Below are 19635 nucleotides of genomic sequence, written 5' to 3'. Positions count from 1 at the left end.
ATGAAGGGGCGTGAGGGAATCGAGAAGCGACGGAGAGCTGCTGCGGGCCATCGCGGCGGACGGTGACCGGCGCGCCTTCGAAGAGCTGTACCGGCGGTACGCGCCATGGCTCAGGGCGAGGCTGCGCGGTCGCTGCGCCGACGCCGGGATCGTCGACGACGTCGTGCAGGAGACGTTCCTCGCGGTGTGGCGGGGCAGTGCCCGCTACCGGGAGGAGGGTGCCCCGGACGCCGCCGGCTGGCTGTGGCGGATCGGCTCGCGGCGGCTGATCGACGCGCTGCGGGGCGACGGAGCACGGGGCCGGCTGCGGCAGGCGCTCGGGCGGCTTCGCCACCGGGACGAGGCGTCCGCCGAGGAGCGCGTACTGGCGGGAGTCGAGCACGGGGACCTCGCGGGCGCACTGGTCCGGCTGTCGCCCGAACTGCGGGCGGTCCTCCAGGCCACGGTCGTCGACGGGCTGACCACCCGGGAGGCGGCCGTCCTGCTCGGCATCCCGCCGGGGACGGTCAAGACACGGGCCCTGCGGGCCCGCAAGCAGCTGCGGGAGGAGTTGGCATGAGTGACACAAGCGATGTCCGTGACGCGAGCGGCATGACCTGGCACGTCGGCGAGGACGACCTCCGGGCGTACGCGCGGGGCGAGTTGACGCCGCCGGTGCTCTGGTCGGCCGACACACACCTCGCCGCCTGCGGGCGCTGCCGGGCGGTGCTCGCCGAGGTGAGCGACCCGGTCGCCCTGGACGCCGGATGGGAGCGGCTCGACGCCGAACTGGACGTGCCGCGACCCGGGTTCCTGGAGTCGCTGCTGGTCAGGACGGGCGTGGCCGACCACACCGCGCGCCTGCTCGCCGCGACGCCGGTGCTGCGCCGGTCCTGGCTGGGCGCGGTCGTCGCCGTGCTGGCCATCACGGTGTTCGTCAGCAACGCGGTCCGCACGGCCGAGTCTCCGGCGATGTTCCTCGCGCTCGCCCCGCTGCTGCCCCTCGCCGGAGTCGCGCTGTCGTACGGGCCGGCGCTCGACCCGACGTACGAGATGGCGGTGGTGTCGCCGACGCACGGGTTCCGGCTGCTGATGATCCGCACCGTTCCCGTGCTGGTCATGGTCCTCGTCCTGAACGGCCTCGCGACCCTCGCGCTCCCCTCGTACGGACTGCGGGCGCTGGGCTGGCTGCTGCCCGCGCTCGCGCTCACCGCGACCGGACTCGCGCTGACGCCCCGCCTGGGGCCGGTCCTCGCACCCTCCCTCGTCGGCGGGACCTGGGTCGCCCTGCTGGTGCTGACGCAGCGGACGACCGAGGGGACCCTCGCGCCCTACACGGCCGCGGGACAGGGCGTCGCCGCCGCGGTCGCCGCGCTCGCCGCCGGGCTCTTCTACCTCGGCCGCGACCGATTCGACTCGACCCCCGCGCGCACGCCGTTCGCGGGCTTCCACGACGGAGGTACAGCGTGATGTCCGACGCCACCCGCAGGAGGCTCAGGCTGATCGAGGCAGGGCTGCTGATGACCGCCTCGGTCGTCCTCCACGTGCTCCACTTCGTCGCCCTGCTCCTTCCGAGGTCCTCCGGCGGCCGGAGCTCCGCCTTCTCCTCCGGCTCTTCCGGCTCTTCCGGCGGGGACGGCGAATGAGGGCCGGCACCCTCCCTCCGGCGCCGGTGTCCCGTCCCGGCCGCCGCCTCCCCCCGCCTCCGCTCTCTTGCTCAGGAGTCACGCATGTCTGACCTTCCGACGACGCCGACGGTGTCCGCCTCCGGGCTGACACTCCGCTACGGCAGGACGGCCGCCCTCGACGACGTGTCGGTGCGGCTCGGCACAGGCGTCACCGGACTGCTCGGGCCCAACGGGGCGGGCAAGACCACGCTGTTGCGGGTCCTGGCCACCGCCGTCCCCCCGGACAGCGGAGCGTTCACCGTGCTCGGGAACGACCCCGGCACGACGGCCGGACGCCTGGAGGTGCGGCGCGCGCTGGGCTATCTGCCGCAGACGCCCGGATTCCACCCCGACTTCACGGCCTTCGAGTTCGTCGACTACGTGGCGATCCTGAAGGAGCTGACGGACCGCACCGCCCGCCACCAGGAGGTGCGGCGGGTCCTGGACGCCGTCGCGCTGTCCGACGTACGCAGCAAACGCATCAAGAGGCTCTCCGGCGGGATGCGCCAGCGGGTCGCGCTGGCCGCCGCCCTCGTCGGCGACCCCGGACTGCTGATCCTCGACGAGCCGACCGTCGGCCTCGACCCCGAACAGCGCATGCGCTTCAGGGAGCTGATCGCCCGGGCCGGGGAGGGGCGGACCGTCCTGCTGTCCACCCACCAGACCGAGGACGTCGCGATGCTCTGCCACCGCGTGATCGTCATGGTCCGCGGCAGCGTCCGCTTCGAGGGCACCCCGGCCGAGCTGACCGCACGGGCGGCGGGCCGGGTGTGGAGCAGCACCGAACGCGACCCGGGCGCCTGGGCCGGATGGCGCACCGGCACGGGCTCCTTCCGTAACGTCGGCGAGCCCCCCGAGGGCGCCGAACTCGTCGAACCGACCCTGGAGGACGGCTACCTGCTCACCCTCGACGGAGAGTCCTCGGAGGTGACGGCCGTATGAGCACCGTCCTTGAGACACCCGCCCGGACCGTGGAGCCGACGCGGCCGCCACGCCCCTGGGCGGCCGTGTTCGCCCTCGCCCGCTTCGAGGCGCGCGAACTGCGCATGACCGTGTCCTTCCTCGCCTTCGCCGTCCTGTACGTCGCGTGGATCGTGTGGCAGACGACGCAGCGCCAGGGCGACTACCCGGTTCTCCAGGACGTCGACCGGGACACGCAGGGCATGCCGGTGCTCGTCGGGCTGGCCGTCATGCTGGGCGTCAACCGTGCGGTCCTGCGCTCCCACCGGCGCGACACGGACCGCCACTTCGGCGTGCTGGTCGTCGAGCCGTGGCGGCGTACGGTCGCCCACGTACTGTCCGTCGTCCCGGCGGTGCTGTTCACGGCGGTGTGTGCCGGCGTCCAGTTCACCTGGGCCGCGCTCAAGTCCGGCGCGGTCGGGCACGGTTCGCCCGCCGAACTCGCCGTGGGCCCGCTGACGGTCCTGCTGTTCGGCGTGTTCGGTGTCCTCGTCGCCCGCCTGGTCCGCTCGGTGTTCGCCGCGCCGCTCCTCCTGGTCCTCCTGCTCTTCGCCCTGCTCTTCGTGGCGAGCCCGTCCGGCACCGCCTGGGCGAGCTGGCTGGGCCCCGTCGTCACCGAGAGCGGCTCCACACCGCTCCCCTCCGACCTGCTGGAGCGCCCCGCCGCCTGGCACGCCCTCTACCTCGGCGGGCTCTGCCTGTTCGTGGCCGCCGTCGCGGTGCTGGTCAGCGGTGGGCGGACGACAGTCGTCAAGGCCGTCGTCGCGGGGTCGCTCGCGCTGACCCTGGTGGGAGTGGCCGGCCAGTCCGGGGGGACTCCGCCCGGGTCGACGCCGGCCCGCGACCGGGCGACCCTCACTCCGGACAAGGTCCAGTCGTGTCTCACGCACGACCGGTCCACGTACTGCGCCTATCCCGAGTGGACGGGCCGCACCGCCGACTGGGCCGCGGTCGTCGACCGGGTCCAGAACCTCGCGGGCGGCCGGGCCGGCGGCGAGCGGCTGACCGTGCAGCAGCGCATCGACGCCCGCCACGGGCTGGGGTCCCAGGCCGTGCTCTCCCCGTTCGGCGAGCCCGGCCGGGTGAGCGTCGGCACGACCTGGGGCGGCAACCGCGTCCCCGAGTTCGCGACCGCCGTGGCCTCGGTGCTGGTGCTGGGGAACGAGAAGGCCGCCCTCGAACCGATCTGCGACGCCCGCGTGGTGACGATCATGTGGCTGGCGCTGGGCGCGGACCCCGACCCGATGGCCGCACTGCGCGATGTCCGGGTCGACGACAGCGTCTCGGGCTCCGCGATCGTCCTCAGCCCCACCGAGCCGTTCTCCATGAGCGCCGAACAGACCAGAATCGTACGGGAGTTGCTCCAAAAGCCCCGCTACAGCGTCATCCCCAAGGTCAAGGCCGGGTGGACGGAGCTCACCTCTGCCGGGACGACGACGGCCGAGGCGGCACGGCTGCTGGGCGTGCCCGCCGCGTCCGGGGCGGAGACGGGCACGGGCGGTGGCCCGTGCAAGGAGTGACGGCCGTGACCCGTGCTCTCGTCCGGCCCGTGTGGCGCACGCTGCCCCGGCGCGCGCTCGCGGCCGCCGCCGCCACCGGGCTGCTGCTGGCCGGTGTCCCGCGCATGCAGTCCGGGGCGGCCGACCCGGTGCTCGGCCTCTACGCGCTGCGGGGCGCCGCCCTCGCCCTCGCCCTCGGTCTCGCGTTCCTGCTGGACGATCCGGCCCGGCACGTCACCTCGGCGGTGCCGGCCCGGCGCCCGGTGCGGATCGGCCTGCGCGTGGCGCTCGTCGCCCCGTGGGCCGCGCTCTGCTGGACGGCCGCGCTGCTCCTCGTACCGAGGGAGGCGCGGCCGCCGGTGGGTGCCGTCACCCTGGAGGCGGCCGTCACCGCGGTGTTCGCCCTCACCGCGGCCGCCCTGGCCGTACGGCGCCCGCAGGTGACCGAGCCGGGTGTCGCGGTGTCGGCCTGGCTGCTGTCCACCGCGGTCGCCGCGGCCCTGCTGCCGCACGGCGACTGGGCACTTCTGGTGGTCCCGGACGATCCGCGCTGGGACAGCAGCCACGAACGCTGGGCGGTGCTGCTGGCCCTGGCGACGGCGCTGGGCGCGCGGGCGTGCGTCGAGCCGCTGAGGGCGGGGTGGCGACCACCGCTCCTCAAGCGCCAGGCCCCGGCGGCCCCTCAGTAGGGGCGCAGCCCGCTGCTGAGGGGCGCGGGGAACTGCGCGACCAGCCCCACCGCCCCGCACCTTCGGGACGGTCCGCCGCATCCCGTCGCCCGCCCGGCGAGGCCCTCGTTCAGGCCCTCGTTCAGGACTCCGTCCGGTACATCAGATCCGTCTCGTGCGTGACGAACCCGAGCCGCTCGTAGACGGCCACCGCCGCCTTGTTGTCGGCATCGACGTACAGCATCGCGGTCGGCACCCCCCGCTCCGCCAGATGCCGAAGGCCGACCGTGGTGAGGGCCCTGCCGAGGCCGCCCCCCTGCGCACCGGGCCGCACCCCGACGACGTACACCTCACCGAGGGCGTCGGCCCCGGCCTCCGCCTCGTGGACCTTCGTCCAGTGGAAGCCGACCAGTTCGCCGCCGCGGAAGGCGAGGAAGAAGCCGGCCGGGTCGAACCACGGCTCGGCCTTGCGGTCGTCGAGGTCGCGCTGGGTGAGGGAGCCCTGCTCGGGGTGGTGGGCGAAGGCGGCGGCGTTCGCGGCGAGCCAGGCGGCGTCGTCCTCGCCCGGCACGAAGGCCCGTACCGAGACGCCGTCGGGCAGCTTCGGCCGGGGCAGCTCCAGGTCGGTCAACGGCCGCCGCATCTGCCGCAGTTCACGGAAGAGCGTGAGACCGAGCACCTGGGCCAGATGGCGGGCCGCCGAATGGCCGCCGTGGGCCCACACGCGCAGCCGCTTGCCGGACTCGGCGAGGAGCGCGTTGCCCAGCGCCCGCCCGTGACCGTGGCCGCGGTGCTCCGGGTGGACGACCAGTTCGGCGGCCGGCGCCTCGACGGGGTCCGTGTCCTCCAGCTGCGCGTACCCGACGAGCCGGTCCTGGACGTTGAGCAGCAGATGCCGGACTCCGTCCCGCGCGCCTCCGCGCAGCTGCAGCCGGCCCTGCTCGGACACCGCCTGCTGTCCGTCCGCCCGCGCGGCCGCCGCGAGGAGCGCGAGCACGGCCTCGGTCTGCTCGGGGCGCAGCGCGGCGAGGGTGTCGAGGGAACGGGCCGGGGGGCTGCCGCCCTGGTCGAGCGGGCCCGGGAGGCCGGGGGCGGCCGGTGCGGTGTCGTCGCTGGTCATGGATACGAGAGTACGGCGCGTCCGGTTCATGGCGAAGTGGCCCGACAGGTGAGTGTGCGACCGGGGCGTGACGTTGCGCGGCCTGTCCGGTTCGCGCCGAAGTGCCCCGGACGGCAACCAGTCCGTAACCACGAACCCCCTGTCGCGCTACGCGCGTTGACCTTAGGCTGCGCCCGGACGGGGCCCACATTTCAGCCGACCCACAGGGGGGCACATGTCAGCCACACCTCATCCGTACCGCCGCAGACGCCGTACGACCCGCTTCCTCGCGGTGACCGCGGGCGTCGCCACCGTCGGTGCCCTCGTCGCCGCGATGCCGGCGTCCGCGGGCGAGACGGGCAAGGGGAAGCCCGGCCACCAGAAGCCGGGCCGCTACCAGGACGTCCAGCTGCTCTCCTTCAACGACCTGCACGGCAACCTGGAGCCGCCGGCCGGCTCCTCCGGCCGGGTCACCGAGATCCAGCACGACGGCACCACCAAGACGATCGACGCGGGCGGTGTCGAGTACCTGGCGACGCACCTGCGCCAGGCCCGCACGGCCAACAAGTACTCGGTCACCGCGGCGGGCGGCGACATGGTCGGCGCCTCCCCGCTGATCTCGGGCCTGTTCCACGACGAGCCCACCATCGAGGCGCTGAACAAGCTCGACCTCGACGTGACGAGCGTCGGCAACCACGAGTTCGACGAGGGCGCCAAGGAGCTCGGCCGCCTCCAGAAGGGTGGCTGCCACCCCACGGACGGCTGCTATGTGAAGGGCGAGAAGTTCAAGGGCGCCGACTTCCCGTACCTCGCGGCGAACGTCCTCGACGAGAAGACCAAGAAGCCGGTCCTCAAGCCCTACTGGGTGTGGAAGAGGAACGGCGTGAAGGTCGGCTTCATCGGCGTGACCCTGGAGGACACCCCGGGTGTCGTCTCCGCCGAGGGAGTGAAGGGCCTCAAGTTCAAGGACGAGGTCGAGACGATCAACAAGTACGCCAAGGAGCTGGAGAAGCAGGGCGTCAAGTCGGTCGTCGCGCTGATCCACGAGGGCGGACTGCCGGCCTCGGCCGCGTACAACTACGACTGTGACTCGCCCGGTGGCGGCGACGGCATATCCGGCCCCATCGTGGACATCGCCAAGAACATCACGCCGAAGGTCGACGCGCTGGTCACCGGCCACACCCACGCCGCGTACGCGTGCACGATCGCCGACCCGTCGGGCAAGCCCCGCACGGTCACCTCGGCAGCGTCCTTCGGCCGGCTCTACACCGACACGACGCTGACGTACGACCGCTGGACCGGCGACATCGCCCGGACCGCCGTCGCCTCCGCGAACCACGTGGTCACGCGCACGGTGCCCAAGGCGCCGGACATGACCGAGCTGATCACCAAGTGGAACACCCTCGCGGCGCCGATCGGCAACAAGGCCATCGGGTACATCTCCGGTGACATCTCCAACGTCGGCACCGAGTCCCCGATCGGCGACCTGATCGCCGACGCGCAGCTCGCGTACGGCAAGGAGCTCGACGCGGAGACCGACCTCGCGCTGATGAACCCGGGCGGTATCCGGGCACCCCTCACCTACGCGGCCAAGGGCACCGAGGGCGACGGCGTGGTGACCTACGCCGAGGGCTTCACGGTCCAGCCGTTCGCCAACACGGTGAACCTGCAGAACTTCACCGGCGCCCAGCTCGTCCAGGTGCTCAAGGAGCAGGTCACCGGAGTCAACGCGACCGTGCCCAAGGTGCTCCAGGTCTCCTCGGGCCTCACCTACACGCTCGACCTGACGAAGACCGGCGCCGACCGTGTCGTCACCGACTCGATCAGGCTGAACGGCGCCGCGATCGACCCGGCCGCCACCTACCGTGTCGCGACGAACAGCTTCCTCGCGGGCGGCGGCGACGGTTTCACCACCCTCGGCCAGGGCACCGGCGACCTGGTGGGCGACGACGACCTCGCGGCCCTGGAGAAGTACCTTCTGGCCAACTCGTCGGCCACGAAGCCGATCGCGCCGCCCGCGGCCGACCGGATCACCGTCATCAAGTAGCCGCCCGGTAACGGCGAACTGTCCGTGAGGTAGATCGCAAACCGCTATTTCGAGTTGCGGGTGGGGTTGGTACGCATGGTCGAATCACACGATGCGTACCCCCCATCCCATCGCGGCGCATGCCCCTCCGAACCCGTACGAGGATCTCGCCGCCCTCGACGACGGACCCCTTGAGGACTTCCTTCACGACGAGGAGCCCGCGGTCGCCGACGCCGCGAAGGAGGAGGAGTGGGCACCGCCCAACCACCGCAGGGGTTCCGCAGCGCGCACGCGCCGCCGGACTCCTCGCGGCCGGACCCGCCGGCGCCGGCGAAGTCCCTTCCTGGGGCTGTCCCTTGCCGTCAAGGCCGTCATCGCGGTGCTCGTCCTCGCCGCCTTCCTCGCCCTCGGTGACCGCTGGGCGCTCCTGTACGCCGAGCGCACGGCCGCCGAGAAGGTCAGGGACCAGCTGAAGCTGAGCGCGGCGCCCGAGGTCGAGATCGACGGCTTCCCCTTCGTCACCCAGGTCCTCGACAAGCGGATCGACTCCGTGTCGGTCACCGTCCCCGACGTGGCGGCGGACCGTGTCTCCCTCGCCAAGGTCTCGGCCACGGCCACGGGCATACGCATCGACGGCGGCCTCACCTCCATACGTGGCGCGAGCATTCCGCGGCTGGACGGGGAGGTACTGCTGTCCTTCGACGACCTGAACCGTGAACTCGGCGCCTCCCAGGTCACGTTCAGCGGCCACGGCGGCGACGAGGTACGGGCGCGCGGCACCCTGCCCGTCGCCGGGCACGACCTGAAGCTGCGGGCCGACGCGCGGATCCGGCGGGACGGCGACCGAGGCATCTCGACGGAAGTCGGCGGCATGCGCCTGGACATCGGCGACCTGGCCACCTTCCGGCCCGGCACCCGCGAGTCCGAGGGCCTGCACCTGACCCGCAAGTCCGCCGCCCGCCTCGCGAAGGAGAAGAAGAAGGCCAAGGAACTGCTGTCGGTGCCTGCCATCGCCAAGCGGCTCGGCGTGCCCGACTCCGCGGTACGGGCCGCGCTGCGTGACGACAACGACTTCGCCGAGTTCACCGGCTCGCCGGAGTTCGTCCGCCAGCTCATGAAGGTCAACCTCATCGACCTCGCCGTGGACAACCCCGAGATCCTCAAGCGACTCGGCTTCGACCTCGCCCTCCTCGACGGCCTCTCCCGCCTCACGCGCCCGGCCCTCGTCGACCGCCTCTCCATCGGCTTCCGGCTTCCCGAGCCGCCGAGCGGCGACCTGCGGCTGCGGGACGTACGCGTCCAGAAGGACGGGATCCGGGTGCGCGTGACGGGCCGGGACCTCGCCGTCGGCAAATAAGCCCCGGGTATAAGTTCCGGGTGAGCGGCGTAATAAATCCTGTGTGAACAGGGATCCAGTTCCCCATTCCGACTGAAAAACAGTCTCAGCTTCAATTAATCGAGGTCTCAGGGAAATTGGCGAATTCCACTTCTGCGCTCCCGTAGTGTTTTCCATGTCGAAGCCGAACAGGGCTTACGGCGAAAGGGAATCAACCGCAGAGGAAAGAGGGAATCCCATGAGCTTCCACAAGGTCGCCCCGGTCAAGAAGACCCGCAAGGCCGCCCCGGCCGCCAGGAAGCAGTCGCCGGCGCCCGCTCCGAAGCACGGTGCGAAGAAGCAGCGCCGCCGTCCGGTCGGCAAGAAGTAGGCGATGCCACGAGGCGGGGCCCCGGATTCGTTCCGGCGGCCCCGCCTCGGCCATTTCCCGGCCCGGGAGACGGGGAAAGCACGGGACGGAATACGGGCGGAAAAAGGGAGTTGAACGGAATGCGGGAAGTACGGGAGGCGTTCGCCCGCTTCTGGCCGCTGACACACGGCGACCGCAGATGGCTGCTGCTGGTCGTCGCCTGCGTGATCGGGGCCGCGCTGACGGAGACGGCCTCGATCCTGCTCTTCGCGGAGCTCACCGACCACGCGCTGAAGGCCGGTTCGCTCGCCGCCTTCTGGGGCCCGGCGGGCGCCTGGCTGGCCGCGGCCGTACTCGGCGCGGTCGTCGGGTATCTCGGCAACTCCCTGGCCGTCCGGACGGCCGAGAGATTCGTGCTGCGGCTGCGCGCGAGCGTGTTCCGCCACGTCCAGGACCTGCCCCCGCACTTCTTCCAGAAGCACCGCCGGGGCGACCTGGTCGAGCGGCTCACGGGTGACGTCGAGGCCATCGAGCAGATGGTGGTGTCGGGTGTCGTCGGAGCGGTGTCCGCCGTCTTCTCGGCGCTCTTCTACTCCGCCGCGGCCCTGTGGCTCCGCTGGGACCTCGCCCTGGTCACCTTCCTCCTCGCGCCGCTCTTCCTCGTCGCGGCCCGCCGCTTCGCCGGCCGCATCAGGACGGCCGCCCAGGACGAGCGGACCGCCGACGGCGCGATCACCTCGGTCGTCGAGGAGTCCCTCGGCAACATCGTGCTCACCCAGGCGTACAACCGGCGCCGGGCGGAGGAGAAGCGGCTCGACCGCGAGGCACGCGCCTGGCTGCGGGCGAGCGTGCGGGGAGCCCGCGCGAGCGAGATGTACGAGCAGTTCGTCGAGGTCGTCGAGACACTCTGCGTCCTCGCGGTCATCGGGCTCGGCGCCTGGGAGATCTCACAGGGCCGTATGTCCCTGGGGCAGCTCCTGGCCTTCGCCGCCTTCCTCGGCTACCTCTATCCGCCGGTCCGCGACCTCGGACAGCTGGGCCTGACCCTGACCGCCGCTACGGCCGGAGCCCGGCGGCTCCAGGAGATCCTCGACGCCGAGCCCGCCGTCACCGACCCCGCCGAACCGGTCCGGAAGTGGCCCGTACGCGGCCGGATCTCCTTCCACGGCACGTCCTTCCGCTACCCGGGCGCGGAGCGCGACAGTCTGCGCGAGGTGACCTTCACCGCGCAGCCGGGCGAGTTCGTCCTCGTCACCGGCCCGAGCGGCGCCGGAAAATCGACCCTTTCCAGACTTCTCACCCGCTTCTACGACCCCTGTGCGGGCTCGGTCCGCCTGGACGGCGTCCCGCTCCCGGACATGCCGCTGGAGTTCCTGCGCGAGAACGTCACCCTGCTGCCCCAGGAGACCCTCGTCCTGCACGGCACGATCCGCGAGAACATCGCGTGCGGGCGGCCGGGCGCGACGGACGAGGAGATCGAGCGGGCCGCACGCGACGCGGACGCGCACGACTTCGTCCGGGCGCTGCCCGAGGGGTACGGGACGCTGATCTCACCCGGCACGGCTGTGCTCTCCGGCGGGCAGCTCCAGCGGGTGGCCATCGCCCGCGCGATGCTCCGGCCCGCCCGCGTCCTCGTTCTCGACGAACCGACCGCCGGGCTCGACGCGCTCGCCGCACGCAGGGTCGTACAGCCGCTGCGGCGCCTCGTGTCCGGCCGTACGACCGTCATGATCACCCACGATCTGACCCTCGCCCCGGACGCCGACCGGATCCTGGTCGTGGACGGCGGACGCCTGGTGGAACAGGGCACGCACGAGGAACTGACGGCACGCGGAGGGACGTACGCGCAGCTCGCGGGCCCGTTGCCGGCGGACGTGCCCGGCTGGGGAGCGGCCCTCGGCTCGCGCTCCCCAGCCGGACGGATGCGACCGGCCTGACGTCAGGCGGTCGGGTTCCAGGTGCCCAGCCAGTCGGCGACCTCCTGGCCGCCGGCCTGGGCGTCGGTCAGCTGCGGTCGGTTGCCACTCGCGGCACCCGAGCCGGGCCCGGTGTTCTTGTACTCCGCGAAGCGGTCGTTCTTCCAGGAGAAGCCGCCCATGTCCGACCACGGGGTCGACTTGATCGCGGCGCTGAGCGTGGAGTTGCGGACCGTGGCCTGCGGACGCAGGGCCGCGTCGCCGCCCGCGTGCCAGTTGCGCCCGAGGAAGAAGCTTCCGGCGGAGACGTCACCGTTCACGACCGTGCGGTTGATGAGGATGCCCTTGCGGTCGGCCGTGGTGCTGGGGGCCACGATGTAGCCCGCCGAGCTGCCGTCCCAGCGCTTCTTCAGGGTGATCACGGACTGGTCGATCACGGCGGTCGCGCGGCCGAAGACGAAGTCGACGTTCCCGCTGATGTAGGAGTTGGTGACGTAGACCCGGCCGAGTTTGTCCTTGGCCGCGGTGTCCAGCAGCAGGGTGTCCTGGTCGCCGTCGGTGATGATGCCGTCGAGGAACACCTTGTCGGCGGCGGTGCGCAGCGCCACGGCCTGGTGGCCGTTCAGGCTCTGGTTCCTGCCCTCGTCGAAGTCGTTGTTGATCGACAGGTTGCGGGCCTGGAAGTCGTCGGCCTCGACGGCGACGGTCGCGCTGCCGCCGGTGCCGTACGTGCCGCCGCCGGGCTTCGGCGTACCGGACGCGTTGTTGAAGACGATGACGGTGTCCTTGCGGCTGCCGCCCGTGCCCTGGATGGTCACGTGCGGCTTGTTCGAGGGGACCTTGACCGTCTCGCGGTACGTGCCCGGCTTGACCTGGATCACCACGCGCGAGGGGTTGTTCGCGGGGACGGCGTCGACGGCTGCCTGGACGGTCCTGTACTGCCCCGAGCCGTCCTTGGCCACGGTGAGCGTGGCGGCCCTGGTGCTCGCGGTGCTCACCGCGTTCGCCGTGCCGATCGACGTGCGCGGGCCGGTGCCGGCCTTGAGCAGCGCGGGCACGTCCGCCGTCCTGTCGAGCGTGTACCCGTAGAACGACTTGGGGTCGAAGGCCGTGCCGCCGCTCTCGTTGCGGCCGCTGGTGCCGGAGAAGGTGTTGCCGCGCTGGACGACCGCGGCCGTGGCGTCCTTGGTGACCGGGTTGTTCATGCCCTGGAAGTAGCTGTTCTCCAGGACCATCTTGGTCCTGCCGCGCGAGTAGTTGCCGTAGGACGACTTGACGGCCGTGCCCGCGACGTCCTCCAGGTAGTTGTTGTAGAGGTGCGCGTGGGCCGCGTTGTCCGTGGACGGGTTGCGCTGTTCGGTCTCGCGGATCCAGTTGTGGTGGATCGTGATGTCGGTGAGGACGTTCTCGGTCCAGCCGATGCCGAAGGTCTTGTTGTTGTCGCTCAGCCTGTTCCAGGACACCGTGACGTTGGTGCTGTCCTTGCGGACGTCGATGAGTCCGTCGGCCATGTGGCGCAGGTCGTTGTGGTCGATCCACACGTGGTGGGCGCCGTCCATCTGGACCGCGTCGAAGTCGTGGTCCTTGTCGTTCCAGACGCCCTGGTAGGAGTCGCGGATCGTCAGGTTCCGGATGATGACGTTGTGGACGCCGGTGCCGAGGAAGAAGCCGCCGCCGACGATCTGCCCGGACGTGCCCCGGCCCACGATCGTCTTGTCGGACTTGACCTTGATCTCCTTGCCGACCGGGTTCATGTCGATCGTCGCGGCCACGACGATGACGTACGGCTCCTCGGCGGTCGCGTACTTCTCCAGGTCGGCGAGTGTCTTCACGGTGACGGTCCGGCCGTCCCGGCCGCCGTACGTGCCCTTCTGGCCCTTCGCGTCGACCGAGGCGAAACCGTCGGCGACGTCGGCGGCCCAGGCGGGAGCGGCGGCCGACGCGTTCGCCACGGTGGCCGCGGAGGCCTTCGGCGACGCGTCCTCGCCGAAGACACCGAACGCCGTGCCGTAGGCCATGACACCGGCGGCGCCCAGGGCGAGCGGGACACCGGCGGCCACGGCGGTCCTGCGCCTGCGGTGGCGGGCCTTGCTGCGATTCACACTCACGGCGGCTTCCGTTCAAGTCCGGGGAGGGGGGAGTCGGTTGCTGGTCGCCGCCCGCGGAGGAAAGGTTGCCGTGACACCGGAGCGCCTCCGTCCCGGGGGAGGGGGACGGAGGCGCGTGCCGGGGTGGGAGTGGGGGGAGTGCCCGGGGGCCGGTTGCTACACCGGCACCGTGAGGGTGGCCGTGTAGCCCTTCTCGACGCTGCCTTCCGTCGTCGCCAGCTGCTGGTCGTAGCCGTCGCTGAAGATCATGTCGGTCTCCAGGGAGAGCCGGCCCATGTTCTGGACGCTGCTCTCGTAGCCGTCCGTCGCGTACACGGTGTCGCAGACGTCCTTCGGGAAGGCGAGCTGCGAGGTGGCCGTGATGGACGTGGCGCCGGTGGCGTCCTCCAGGCTGCCGTACACCTCGAAGTGGATGTGGGGCCAGCGGCCGGTGTAGCAGCCCGGGAAGATGCTGGTGAACGTGACCTGGCCCTTCGCGTCGGTCTCCTGGACGCCACGCAGGTAGTTCTCCTCGGTGACGCCGTCCGAGTAGAGCGAGTAGTTGCCCTCCCGGTCGCAGTGCCAGAGGTACACGGCGGCGCCCTCCTTCGGCGTGCCGCAGCCCGAGTCGGCGTCGACGACGGTGAGGGTCACGGTCAGCGGTACGCCTTCCGCCTTGCCGCTCGCCGACCCGAAGCTGGAGGTGATGTCCTTGCGGACGACACCGCTCTCCTTGAGTACGTTCACGCCGTTGGAGCCGTCACCGGGGTAGGGGCCCGCGGTCTCGCCGGGGATGGTCTCGCACTCGGCGCCCCCGGCGGAGGCCGAGGAGGAGCCGGACGACGAGGAGGCCGAGGAGGTCGCGCCGTCCGAGTCGTCGCTGCTGCATCCCACCAGCGGCACCAGGCCGACGCCGGCCAGCAGCCGGATCATCTTCCGCCGGTGGAGTGTCGGCAGGTCGAAGGAGAGACCTCTGTCGTGGTCGTGCAGTTCTTCGCTCATGGCCGCTCTCCTGATGCCTGTCGGTGGCCGCGTCCGCGTCCGCCCGCCCGCTGCTTGAAAGTGACAGTAGGCGCATTGCCTGTGGGTCATCCATGGGAAGACTGTTCACCGGCTGAGGGGACGGACCGGCCCGCTCCTTGCGGGCGAACCCTCCGGCCCGCACCCGACTCCCCTGTCCTGTGACGTAGGTCATGGGAAGGCGGCCCCCGGTGCCGTACAGCTCCTAGGAGTGACCACTCATATGCGAACCCGGGTACGGGCCGGGGATTCGAGCGCTTTCGCCGAGCTCTTCGACACGTACTCCCGTGCGGTCTACAACCACGCGTTCCGGCTGACCGCGGACTGGTCGACGGCCGAGGACGTGATGGCCGCGACCTTCATGGAGGCTTGGCGGCTGCGGGACCGGGTCGACCCGGAGGGTGGTTCCCTGCGGCCCTGGCTGCTGGGCATCGCCACGAACACGGCCCGCAACCAGTACCGCAGCAACCGGCGTTACCGCCGGGCCGCGAACGCCGCCGCCGCGGCCGAGCTCTCGGTGCCCGACCACGCCGAGGAGGTCGCCGACCGCGTCGACGACCGGCAGCGCCTCGCCACCGCGCTCACCGCGCTGGCTGCCCTGCGCCGACCCGAGCGCGAGGTCATCGCGCTCTGTCTGGGCGAGGGCCTGGACTACGAGTCCGCGGCCGGGGCGCTGGGCATCGCGGTGGGCACGGTCGCCTCCCGCCTCTCCCGGGCCCGTAAGAAGCTGCGTACCGCGGCTGAAGCCCAACTGAGGCTCAACACAAGGCAGTTGATCCGTCCCGCTCCGGAAGTCGCGCTCAGAAAAGTTCACGGAAATCGGGAAGGACCCCGCCTCGTGCGACAGACAAGAGGCGATCACGCAAACGCGATCCGGCCCGCGCAGGAAGGAAACCGATGAACACGAACACGTCCCGGCAGGACTCTGCCGAGTGGGAGCAGGACGCCCAGCTCCTGTCCCAGACCGCTCGTGACCTGCCGACGGGCCGTCACCAGTTCCACAGGGAGCGCATGATGGCCCAGATCCAGCAGCTTCAGGAGTCCCAGCAGGACGAGCGCACGACGGGGACGGCCACGGCGCGTACGCGCCGCCTCCGGCTTACGCGCCCCGCCTTCGCGCTGCCCGCGCTGGCCGCCGCCGTGGCCGCCGCGGTCGTCGCCGGAGTGGTGATGAACGACGGCGGCGGGGTCGGGGACACCGGCGTCGCCACCGGACCCGCCCTGACCACGGACATCGGTGCGGTGACCACCAAGGGCGCGCCCCAGCTGCTCGACCGGATCTCACTGGCGGCGGCGGAGGGGGGCCACCCGACCGTCAAGCCGGGCCAGTACATCTACGTCGAGTCCAAGACCGCCGGGACCTTCCTGAAGACCGTCGACGACAAGACCACCCTGGCCAGCGAGGAGCTGCACCGCCGCCAGGTCTGGAACTCCCCCGACGGCACCAAGGGCTGGCTCATCGACCCCGCCGTCAACGACAGCCCCGAGGGGGAGACCCTGAGCCTCCCCGACGAGCAGGGCAACATCCCCGAGCAGAGCCTGAACCACCCCAGCTACGACTACCTGGCCAAGCTCACCACCGACCCCGACAAGCTCCTGTCCACGATCTACAAGGAGACCGAGGGGCAGGGCAACTCGCCCGACCAGCAGGCCTTCGCGACCATCGGGGACCTGCTCGGTGAGAGCTATCCGCCGGCGGAGCTGTACTCGGCCCTGTTCAGGACCGCCGCGAAGATCCCGGGTGTCGGCGTCGTGGAGGACGCGGTGGACGCCGCGGGCCGACACGGAGTCGCGGTGGCCCGGCTGGACGAGACCAGCGGGCAGCGCGAGGAGTGGATCTTCGACAAGAAGACCCATGTCTTCCTGGGGGGGCGCATCGTCCAGGTGAAGAAGAACACCGGCGTGGACGCTCTCATGAAGCCCGGCACGGTGGTCCATACCAGCGCCGTCCTGAACCGGGCCGTCGTCGACGGCATCAAGCAGACACCTTCGCAGGCCGGCTGACACGGCACGCATGCCCCGCCGGAAGAACCGGCGGGGCATAGGTGAGGAGACGCGGGCAGGACGCGAGGCCGGCGGTGCCGGTCAGGTCCGGTCCGTGTCCATGATCAGCAGAACACCCGCGAGGATCAGCCAGACCCCCAGGAGCAGGGGCGTGCCCCAGGCGGTGAAGGGGCCGCCCAGGCTGATGACGGCGATCGCGAAGCCCGTCCAGGTCAGCCAGGCGGGCAGGACACCGGCGCGCCAGACCGCGAACAGCAGGACGGCCGCGCCGAGCATGGCGGCGATCATGGCCCCGTACGCCACGTCGATGAGGACCATCGACAGCAGGGCCGTGCTCGGGACCACCACGAAGTCGTCCGAGTGGTTCGCGGTGATCGCGAAGACGTTGCCGGCCAGACCCGCGAGCATGATGCCGATCGTGAAGACCGTGCCGCCGACCAGCACCAGCGTGGACCGGGTGTTCGAGCGCCGGGCCAGGTCGGCGAGGAACCACAGGAAGAGCAGGCCCGCGGCCAGCAGGAACAGGACGGTGACCTCGGAGAGGGTCTGGTTGCCGTCGTCGCGGTAGTACCGGACCAGGTCGACGACCGCGCCGCGGGAATCCGTCTCCGGTGTGCGCCAGAACAGCAGCTGGCCGGCGATCAGCAGGCCGCCGGAGAGCGCTCCGGCGATGCCCGGCCAGAGCACGCCGACTCCGGCCTTCGGTGTGGGAGCCGTCATCGTGGCCTCCTTGGGGGACCCCCCGAAGGGCACCCCCCTCCTCACCAGTGTGGCGGCATATCGGCGGGTATGTCGCGGCGGCGTCGGTCCCGCCCCTGTTCCCGCTCGGCGTCACTCCTGGCCGGGCAGGTCCGGAGGCGGTGTGGGAGCCCCCGGCAGCCGTACCGTCGCCTCCGTGCCGCCACCCTCCGCCGGGTGGAGCGTCACCTCGCCGCCCGCCTGCTGGACCGTACGCGCGACGATGGACAGACCGAGGCCCGAACCGGGCAGCGCCCGTGCGCTCGGCGAGCGCCAGAAGCGGTCGAAGACGTGCGGGAGCTCGTCGGCGGGGATGCCCGGGCCGTGGTCCCGCACGGTCAGTTCGCCGCCCTTGAGGGTCACGTCGATCGCGCCGCCCCGGGGACTGAACTTCACCGCGTTGTCGAGGATGTTCACGATGGCCCGCTCCAGGGCGGTGGGTTCCGCCCGCACGAACCAGGGGTCCACGGCGGCCGTGATCGTCAGCTCCGGGCCGCGCAGCCGGGCCCGGCGCAGGGCCGCCTCCACGGTGTCCTGCAACGCGACCACCTGCACACGGTCGGCCGGCGTGCCCGCGTCCGACCGCGACAGCGTCTGCAGGTCGCCGATCAGCGCGGCCAGTTCGGTCATCTGCGCCTTGACCGAGGCGAGCAGCGCCCTGCGGTCCGCCTCGGGGATGGGCCGCCCCGTCTCCTCGCTGCGGGTGAGCAGCTCGATGTTCGTACGCAGGGAGGTGAGGGGGGTACGCAGTTCGTGACCGGCGTCGGCGATGAGCTGCTGCTGCAGCTCACGGGAGCTCGCGAGCGAGGCGGTCATCGAGTTGAAGGACCGGGAGAGCCGGGCGATCTCGTCCTCGCTGTCCTCCTCCACGGGGATGCGGGTGGTCAAGTCCTCGGTGCGAGCCACGTTCTCGACGGCCTCGGTGAGCTTGTCGACGGGACGGAGGCCCGCGCGGGCGACCCAGAGGCCCGCGGCCCCGGCTCCCACCACCCCGATGCCGGAGACGACGAGCAAAATCCAGGCCAACGAGGACAGAGGTTTCGTGACGTCCTTCAAGGGCTTGGCGATGGAGACCGCAATGCCCCTCTGCACCTGCCCGGTCTTGCCGTCGAGGACCTGCTGGCTGAAGACGCGTACGTCTGTACCGTCGTCGGCCGTGGCGGAGTGCGTGGCACTACGAGCCGTGCCCTTGGCCACCTCCAGGTCCGCGTCCTGCACCGGGACGGTGGGGTTGATCGGATTCGTGCAGGTGGACCCGTCCGAATAGAAGATCGTGACGATGGGGGAACTCGGCGGTTGCTGGAGATCCTGGGGATCTGACAGCTGACAGTTGCGCAACATGCTCTGGAGCAGCGGCGGTGAGACCTGCGCACTCTGCAGCTGTTCGTCGACCTGCTTGTACAACTGGTCCCTGACGATGAACCAGCACGTCACGGAGACCGCAGCCACGGCGAACGCGACCGCCGCGGCGGTCAGCAGTGACAGTCGTGACCGGAGCGGCAGAGCACGCACCAGCCGGGCGACCTTCCTCACTCCGCCCCGCCCGACCGCAGCACATACCCCACGCCCCGCACCGTGTGCACGAGGCGCGGCTCGCCGCCCGCCTCCGTCTTGCGGCGCAGGTACATCACGTACACGTCCAGCGAGTTGGAGCTCGGCTCGAAGTCGAAGCCCCAGACCGCCTTCAGGATCTGCTCCCGCGTGAGGACCTGGCGCGGATGGGCCAGGAACATCTCCAGCAGGGTGAACTCGGTGCGGGTCAGCTCGACGGGACGTCCGGCCCGGGTGACCTCCCGGGTCGCGAGGTCCATCCGCAGGTCGCCGAAGGTGAGCGCGTCGTCCGCCGGGACACCGACCGCCGCGGCGGCGTACGAGCTGCGCCGCAGCAGTGCCCGTACCCGGGCGAACAGCTCGTCCAGTTCGAAGGGCTTGACCAGGTAGTCGTCGGCGCCCGCGTCGAGTCCGGTGACCCGGTCGCCGACCGTGTCGCGGGCGGTGAGCATCAGGATGGGCGTCGTCGTGCCCGCGCCCCGCATCCGGCGGGCGGCGGTCAGCCCGTCCATCCGCGGCATCTGGATGTCGAGGACGACCAGGTCGGGCTGGTACGCGATGGTCTTCTCCAGCGCGTCCGCGCCGTCGACGGCGACCTCCGTGCCGTACCCCTCGAAGGCGAGGCTTCGCTGGAGTGCTTCGCGCACGGCCGGCTCGTCGTCGACGATCAGGATGCGCTGGGGTTCACGGTCGCCTTCGGCGGGGCTCATCGCGGTCAGTTCCTCGGGTGCGGTGG

General features: G+C 71.4%; 18 protein-coding genes. 12 read left to right on the top strand and 6 right to left on the bottom strand.

The window, feature by feature from the left end; genetic code table 11:
* Window positions 1-10: 10 nt before the first annotated feature.
* From O1Q96_RS42790 to O1Q96_RS42765, 6 genes are all read left to right on the top strand, one after another.
* A complete protein-coding gene (locus tag O1Q96_RS42790) occupies window positions 11-559 on the top strand; it encodes an RNA polymerase sigma factor (protein WP_217452713.1) in 549 nt (182 codons plus the stop codon).
* Between the two features lie 32 nt (window positions 560-591).
* The gene (locus O1Q96_RS42785) at window positions 592-1449 is read left to right on the top strand and encodes a cupin domain-containing protein (RefSeq protein WP_269253952.1); all 858 of its coding nucleotides are present in this window, start codon (window positions 592-594) and stop codon (window positions 1447-1449) included.
* Window positions 1449-1625 (top strand): hypothetical protein, encoded by a 177-nt coding sequence (locus O1Q96_RS42780; protein WP_269253226.1) that lies wholly within the window; start codon window positions 1449-1451, stop codon window positions 1623-1625. Before O1Q96_RS42785 ends, O1Q96_RS42780 begins: the two co-directional genes overlap by 1 nt.
* A gap of 84 nt (window positions 1626-1709) precedes the next feature.
* Entirely contained in the window at window positions 1710-2588 is an 879-nt protein-coding gene (locus tag O1Q96_RS42775; RefSeq protein WP_269253225.1) for an ABC transporter ATP-binding protein, read from the top strand.
* Window positions 2585-4126 carry an ABC transporter permease gene (locus O1Q96_RS42770; protein WP_269253224.1) on the top strand — a complete coding sequence of 514 codons (1542 nt, stop codon included), beginning with the start codon at window positions 2585-2587 and terminating at the stop codon, window positions 4124-4126. The genes O1Q96_RS42775 and O1Q96_RS42770 overlap by 4 nt, the downstream gene beginning before the upstream one ends.
* A 5-nt stretch (window positions 4127-4131) precedes the next feature.
* Window positions 4132-4794: an ABC transporter gene (locus O1Q96_RS42765; protein WP_269253223.1), complete on the top strand. Its 663-nt coding sequence runs from the start codon at window positions 4132-4134 to the stop codon at window positions 4792-4794.
* Between the two features lie 121 nt (window positions 4795-4915).
* On the opposite strand, the gene mshD is transcribed toward O1Q96_RS42765, so the two are convergent.
* Window positions 4916-5893: a mycothiol synthase gene (mshD, locus tag O1Q96_RS42760; protein WP_269253222.1), complete on the bottom strand. Its 978-nt coding sequence runs from the start codon at window positions 5891-5893 to the stop codon at window positions 4916-4918.
* Between the two features lie 214 nt (window positions 5894-6107).
* On the opposite strand from mshD, the gene O1Q96_RS42755 reads away from it, so the two are divergent.
* The 4 genes from O1Q96_RS42755 to O1Q96_RS42740 all read left to right on the top strand — a co-directional run bounded on the left by O1Q96_RS42755 (window position 6108) and on the right by O1Q96_RS42740 (window position 11520).
* Window positions 6108-7919 (top strand): bifunctional metallophosphatase/5'-nucleotidase, encoded by a 1812-nt coding sequence (locus tag O1Q96_RS42755; RefSeq protein ID WP_269253221.1) that lies wholly within the window; start codon window positions 6108-6110, stop codon window positions 7917-7919.
* A 91-nt stretch (window positions 7920-8010) separates the two neighbouring features.
* Entirely contained in the window at window positions 8011-9255 is a 1245-nt protein-coding gene (locus O1Q96_RS42750; protein ID WP_269253220.1) for an LmeA family phospholipid-binding protein, read from the top strand.
* Between the two features lie 217 nt (window positions 9256-9472).
* A complete protein-coding gene (locus O1Q96_RS42745) occupies window positions 9473-9604 on the top strand; it encodes a hypothetical protein (protein WP_269253219.1) in 132 nt (43 codons plus the stop codon).
* 119 nt (window positions 9605-9723) lie between these two features.
* Window positions 9724-11520 (top strand): ABC transporter ATP-binding protein, encoded by a 1797-nt coding sequence (locus O1Q96_RS42740; RefSeq protein WP_269253218.1) that lies wholly within the window; start codon window positions 9724-9726, stop codon window positions 11518-11520.
* Window positions 11521-11522: 2 nt separating this feature from the next.
* Here O1Q96_RS42740 and O1Q96_RS42735 read toward each other — a convergent pair whose 3' ends face one another.
* A complete protein-coding gene (locus O1Q96_RS42735; protein WP_269253217.1) occupies window positions 11523-13607 on the bottom strand; it encodes a pectinesterase family protein in 2085 nt (694 codons plus the stop codon).
* A 156-nt stretch (window positions 13608-13763) separates the two neighbouring features.
* Window positions 13764-14588, bottom strand: a complete 825-nt coding sequence (locus tag O1Q96_RS42730; RefSeq protein WP_269253216.1) for an intradiol ring-cleavage dioxygenase — start codon at window positions 14586-14588, stop codon at window positions 13764-13766.
* A gap of 241 nt (window positions 14589-14829) precedes the next feature.
* On the opposite strand from O1Q96_RS42730, the gene O1Q96_RS42725 reads away from it, so the two are divergent.
* Together O1Q96_RS42725 and O1Q96_RS42720 are read left to right on the top strand one after the other, a co-directional pair.
* On the top strand, window positions 14830-15507 hold the full coding sequence (locus O1Q96_RS42725; protein ID WP_269253215.1) for an RNA polymerase sigma factor: 678 nt from the start codon (window positions 14830-14832) through the stop codon (window positions 15505-15507).
* A complete protein-coding gene (locus O1Q96_RS42720; protein ID WP_269253214.1) occupies window positions 15504-16610 on the top strand; it encodes a CU044_5270 family protein in 1107 nt (368 codons plus the stop codon). Before O1Q96_RS42725 ends, O1Q96_RS42720 begins: the two co-directional genes overlap by 4 nt.
* A gap of 81 nt (window positions 16611-16691) precedes the next feature.
* Here the strand turns inward: O1Q96_RS42720 and O1Q96_RS42715 are convergent, their stop codons facing one another.
* From O1Q96_RS42715 to O1Q96_RS42705, 3 genes are all read right to left on the bottom strand, one after another.
* Window positions 16692-17330 (bottom strand): hypothetical protein, encoded by a 639-nt coding sequence (locus O1Q96_RS42715; RefSeq protein WP_269253213.1) that lies wholly within the window; start codon window positions 17328-17330, stop codon window positions 16692-16694.
* 111 nt (window positions 17331-17441) lie between these two features.
* Window positions 17442-18881: a sensor histidine kinase gene (locus tag O1Q96_RS42710; RefSeq protein WP_269253212.1), complete on the bottom strand. Its 1440-nt coding sequence runs from the start codon at window positions 18879-18881 to the stop codon at window positions 17442-17444.
* Window positions 18878-19609 carry a response regulator transcription factor gene (locus tag O1Q96_RS42705; protein ID WP_269253211.1) on the bottom strand — a complete coding sequence of 244 codons (732 nt, stop codon included), beginning with the start codon at window positions 19607-19609 and terminating at the stop codon, window positions 18878-18880. The genes O1Q96_RS42710 and O1Q96_RS42705 overlap by 4 nt, the downstream gene beginning before the upstream one ends.
* Window positions 19610-19635: the final 26 nt, after the last annotated feature.

This window comes from Streptomyces aurantiacus (assembly GCF_027107535.1).
Classification (GTDB): Bacteria; Actinomycetota; Actinomycetes; order Streptomycetales; family Streptomycetaceae; genus Streptomyces.
This window is presented reverse-complemented; position numbering and strand designations above follow the sequence as displayed.